At 30.1% G+C, this 5,102-nt stretch carries 5 protein-coding genes and 1 pseudogene; 4 read left to right on the plus strand and 2 right to left on the minus strand.

What is annotated here, in order from left to right; genetic code table 11:
* On the minus strand, positions 1-434 hold a 434-nt coding region (gene hxlA, locus HMPREF3131_RS11470), incomplete at its 3' end, for a 3-hexulose-6-phosphate synthase (protein WP_070517495.1).
* 185 nt (positions 435-619) lie between these two features.
* On the opposite strand from hxlA, the gene HMPREF3131_RS04860 reads away from it, so the two are divergent.
* The 4 genes from HMPREF3131_RS04860 to HMPREF3131_RS04875 all read left to right on the plus strand — a co-directional run bounded on the left by HMPREF3131_RS04860 (position 620) and on the right by HMPREF3131_RS04875 (position 4,768).
* A complete protein-coding gene (locus tag HMPREF3131_RS04860) occupies positions 620-982 on the plus strand; it encodes a YojF family protein (protein WP_002488035.1) in 363 nt (120 codons plus the stop codon).
* Between the two features lie 13 nt (positions 983-995).
* A complete protein-coding gene (bshB2, locus tag HMPREF3131_RS04865; RefSeq protein ID WP_049382087.1) occupies positions 996-1,661 on the plus strand; it encodes a bacillithiol biosynthesis deacetylase BshB2 in 666 nt (221 codons plus the stop codon).
* A 27-nt stretch (positions 1,662-1,688) separates the two neighbouring features.
* A complete protein-coding gene (gene folE2 / locus HMPREF3131_RS04870) occupies positions 1,689-2,567 on the plus strand; it encodes a GTP cyclohydrolase FolE2 (RefSeq protein ID WP_002448890.1) in 879 nt (292 codons plus the stop codon).
* A gap of 707 nt (positions 2,568-3,274) precedes the next feature.
* A complete protein-coding gene (locus tag HMPREF3131_RS04875; protein WP_016931416.1) occupies positions 3,275-4,768 on the plus strand; it encodes a serine-aspartate repeat adhesin O-glycosyltransferase SdgB in 1,494 nt (497 codons plus the stop codon).
* 55 nt (positions 4,769-4,823) lie between these two features.
* Here HMPREF3131_RS04875 and HMPREF3131_RS11475 read toward each other — a convergent pair.
* Positions 4,824-5,102 (minus strand): annotated as a pseudogene (locus tag HMPREF3131_RS11475) (IS5/IS1182 family transposase); the annotation flags it as partial.

Here is a 5,102-nt window from a genome sequence, read left to right on the forward strand (position 1 = left end):
GATTGTCCTTCAGCTTGTAAATCATAACCAGTATGAACAGCGATATAATCAGCGCCCATTTCATCTAATTCTTTCGCACGTTTTTCTAAATCTTGTACAGCAATCATATCAACTAACAATTGTTTACCATGTTTATGTGCTTCTTCAACCGCACCTTTAATTGAAGCATCTTCTGCAACACCTAAGATAGTCACAACATCTGCGCCAAATTTAATAGCTTGGCTTACTTCATAGTCTGCTGCATCCATAATTTTTAAATCAGCTAACACTTTCGCATTATTGATATTTTCATTTAAATGTTGAACAGCTGGTAATCCTTCATTAATAACGATAGGTGTACCAATTTCTACGATATCCACATATTCTTCAACTTTTTTAGCTAATTTTGCTGCTTCTTCTTTATTTAATAAATCGATTGCTAATTGTAATTCCATTACAAACATCCTTTCATATCATAGTCGTAGTAGTATAAATACCCATGTTAAATATTTTTAAACCTTTAAATCACTTCAAATTATTTTCTTTCATTTATAAATAAATTGAGCATAGGTGTACAATTCAGTCGTTCTTTTTAGTAAAATAGATAGATACACACATTGTATGGTTGTAAGGAGTGAACGTGTTGGAACCCATTAAAGCTGAAGAAGTACAACGATTGTTAACTACATTTGAAAACAAACCTGTCTATTTGCATGTTGAAACGACGAATGGTGCATATGCTAATCATTTTGATCAACGTGTGTTTAATGCAGGTACGTTTTTACGAAATATACAAGTCACATATGAACATGCGCAACTAAAGGGCGGAGATAAAGACCCATTTCGTGTTGGGTTGAAACTTCGTGATGGAGGTTGGGTATATGTGCAAGGCCTGACTCACTATGAAATCAATGATAATAATGAATTTTTAATAGCTGGATTTAATTACGAAGGACAGTTGGCTGCAACGATTGAAATCAGTGAACAGCCATTCACAGTATAGAGGAGGAAGATTCATGAAAGATGAAAGACATGTACTAATGATATTTCCACATCCCGATGATGAAACCTTCTCATCTGCTGGGACGATCGCAAGTTATATTGAAAACGGGGTGCCTGTCACTTATGCCTGTCTCACATTAGGACAAATGGGACGTAATTTAGGCAATCCCCCTTTTGCGACAAGAGAGTCACTACCTTATATTCGCGAAAAAGAATTAGAAGATGCTATGAAAGTGATTGGTATTACTGATTTACGTAAAATGGGTTTAAGAGATAAAACAGTAGAATTTGAGCCACATGAGCAAATGGATGATATGGTAAAAACATTGATTGAGGAGACAAATCCATCAGTGATTATTTCATTTTATCCAAAATTTGCCGTACATCCAGACCATGAAGCAACAGCTGAAGCTGTCGTAAGAACAGTAGGACGTATGCCTAAAGAAGAGCGTCCAAGACTTCAACTCGTAGCATTTAGTAATGATGCACCGGATATTTTAGGAGAACCTGATATATTAAATGACATTAGTCAATACAAAGAGATTAAATTAAAGGCGTTTGAAGCTCATAAATCTCAAACAGGTCCTTTCTTAAAACAATTAGCTAGCCCTGAAGTTGGCGGAGAAACACAAAGTTTTCTAGAAGTCGAACCTTATTGGACGTATCATTTCGATAATTAAAATCATTAAAGGAGGTACAATAAACGAATGACTGAATTTGATTTATCTACTCGAGAAGGTCGCTGGAAACATTTTGGTTCAGTAGACCCTATCAAAGGTACAAAACCTACAACTAAAAATGAAATGACTGACTTACAAAGTACACATAAAAACTTCTTGTTTGAAATTGAAGAAGTGGGTATTAAAAATTTAGTATATCCTGTTAAAATTGATCAATTTCAAACAGCAGGTACATTTAGTTTCTCAACAAGCTTAAATAAAGATGAAAAAGGGATTAACATGAGTCGTATCTTAGAAAGTGTTGAGAAACATTATAATAATGGTTTAGAACTTGATTTCGATACACTATATCAAGTATTACGTACATTACAAGACAATATGAAACAGAATGCTGCGGGAGTAGACGTTTCAGGTAAATGGTTCTTTGATCGTTATAGTCCTGTAACTCATATCAAAGCAGTGGGTCATGCTGATGTTACTTACGGTTTAGCAATTCATAAAGATCAAGTAACGCGTAAAGAACTTACCCTCACAGCTACTGTAACAACACTTTGTCCTTGCTCTAAAGAAATTAGCGAATACTCTGCTCATAATCAACGGGGTGTTGTAACAGTAAAAGTGTATTTAGATAAGAATTCTGAAATGATAGATGATTACAAAGAAAAGATTTTAGATGCAATGGAAGCAAATGCAAGCTCTATTCTTTATCCAATTTTAAAACGTCCTGATGAAAAACGCGTAACAGAACGTGCATATGAAAATCCACGTTTCGTTGAAGATTTAATTCGTTTAATTGCCGCAGATTTAGTAGATTTTGACTGGATTGATGGCTTTGACATTGAATGTCGAAACGAAGAATCCATTCACCAACACGATGCTTTCGCAAGACTAAAATATAGAAAATAAACATATTAAAAAGCAGTTGTCTCTAATTATTTTAAAGACAACTGCTTTTTAATATGTTTATATTTTTATTTGGATTTTTAGATTACTATTAAGTTTATTTGACGTAACTCACCTTAATACTATTTCCTTGTTCTCTTTTCACTAGGTTTAACGAAACTCATCGCTGCAATAATGATCAGCGATACAACTATTGTTAAGAAAATACATGCATTCTTAATCATCATTAATATCATGATATCTTCAATATTATTATGTGTACATGGAGTAATTAAGAAACAAATCCTGGTACAAGCCCATGAATGAAGTAGCTATACATAAAGTGTCTTTTTTTACAGATTCATTCTGAGATATAATATCTAAAGTAGATTACGAAATAGACACTAATCTATGATACTATATTCAAATATCATAATAAATAAATTTCAAGGTGATATTCATCTTGTAAATATTAGACATTCGAGTAAAAATTGAACATTTTACATGTTGTAAACTAATCTTTTATCAAAAGTACATTACTTTTAAAATTATTAATTTTTATAAGAGGTATTATTTAAAGATTTTCTTTGTATAATTTCAGATTAAGCTATATTTTACCACGATTAATTAAGATTTTTTAAATTTCAAAAATTTTACACAATTAAAATGTTATTACTTTTAATTAGTGTGTTATAATTATGTAAAATTATTTAATTGATATGAGGTAATGTATGTACTATTTTGTAGGGTATAATTTAGGTGGAAGTATTACTGGTATTGAGAAAGCTATGATCAATAGACTCAAAATCTTTAAAGAAAGTGGCAAAAAAGCTAGATGTATTTTCTTAGCTTGGAATAGATTTTTGACTAAACAAGCTGAAAGTTTTATTGAAAAAAAAGAATATTTAAACATGTACGACTATTTTCAAGATTCCAAAAATCTTACTAAAGTAGAACACTTTGATTACATTTCTTATTGGGAAAATGATTGTAATTATGAGCTAAGATATGTTCCAAATTCTAGAGATATAAGAATTTACGATTCAAGCAATTTTATTATGTATGTTCGTTTCTTAGACCCTAACTATAAAACTTTAGATTATATTAATTATTTTGATATGAATGGCAAAAAAATCAAGCGTGAGTTTTATGATGTGAGAGGCTTTTTAAGTTGTACACGTATATTGACGACTAATCAAACTGTCCTTGCCGAACAATATCATAACTTAACTGGTCAAATTGTTATCGAAAAATATTTTAATATCGAAAATAATGAGATTCAAAGAATTATTTTAAATTATAAGAATCGAACTCACTTTTTCAAAAATGAAACAGGATTACGTTCTTTTTTCATTAACTCAATTTATCAATACGGAGATGTCTTTTTCAGCGATAAAAATATTTATACTGCCCCAGCGTTTAATCATTCTGATCCAAATATTCCAGTTGTAGCTATATTACATAGTACTCATGTGAAGAATATTGATCAGGTAGATACTTCAAATTATAAGAATGTTTACAAAGCGCTTTTTAGCAATTTATCGCGTTATAAAGCTATCATTGTTTCTACAGATTCTCAAAAACAAGATGTTTCAACTCGTATTGACAATCAAATACCAGTCATAAATATTCCAGTTGGTTTTTCAGAAAATCACCATATCAACGCTCATAATGATAGAAAAGTTTCGCCAAAAAAATTAATTTCAGTTGCAAGATATTCTCCTGAAAAACAACTTCATCATCAAATTGAGTTGATAAATAACTTAAAACATGAGTTTCCTGAATTACAACTTCATTTATATGGTTTTGGTAAAGAAAAAGATAAGCTATTAAATTTAATTAAAAAATACAACTTAGAAGATAAGATCTTTTTAAGAGGATTTCTACCTAATTTATCTAAAGAATATAGCGATGCTTATTTAGGTATTATAACTAGCAATATGGAAGGATTTTCTTTAGCATTATTAGAGTGTCAATCATATGGAGTTCCTATGATTAGTTATGATATTAAATATGGTCCCAATGAATTAGTAAAAGATGGTTTAAATGGATATTTAATACCTAAAAACGATAAAGAAGAACTAACCAATAAAGTTAAATATTTACTTGAACACCCTAAACTTCAACAAGAATTTTCAAAACAAAGTATCGCACTTTCTCAAAATTATTCTAAAAATAATATAATTGAAAAATGGGATAACGCTTTAAGATTAATCAATAATTAAAATAATAAAGAGTCTAGAACATAAAGTTTCTGGATAAATAAAAAAAGGACAATTTCTATATTATTTCAATAGAAATTGCCTTTTTTTTACTTTTTTGATTATTTTCAGCTCGCTGAGCTGTTTCTTTTCTTACATTAAGTGCCATTAGAACAAATCCTAGTTCTCTTTTGGTTTTATTTATCTTTCGAACGGAAATTCGAGTGAAACACAAAATAGCCTTCATAAATACAAAAACAAGCTCCACATCAATTTTTCTTTAACTGTAGATGTTTTTTGGCTCTAAAAGATTTTTACTAATTTGAGCTTTAAAATATTCCCAATTATAATTCTTCAT

Source organism: Staphylococcus sp. HMSC14C01 (genome assembly GCF_001808085.1).
In the GTDB taxonomy this organism is placed as follows: domain Bacteria; phylum Bacillota; class Bacilli; order Staphylococcales; family Staphylococcaceae; genus Staphylococcus; species Staphylococcus hominis.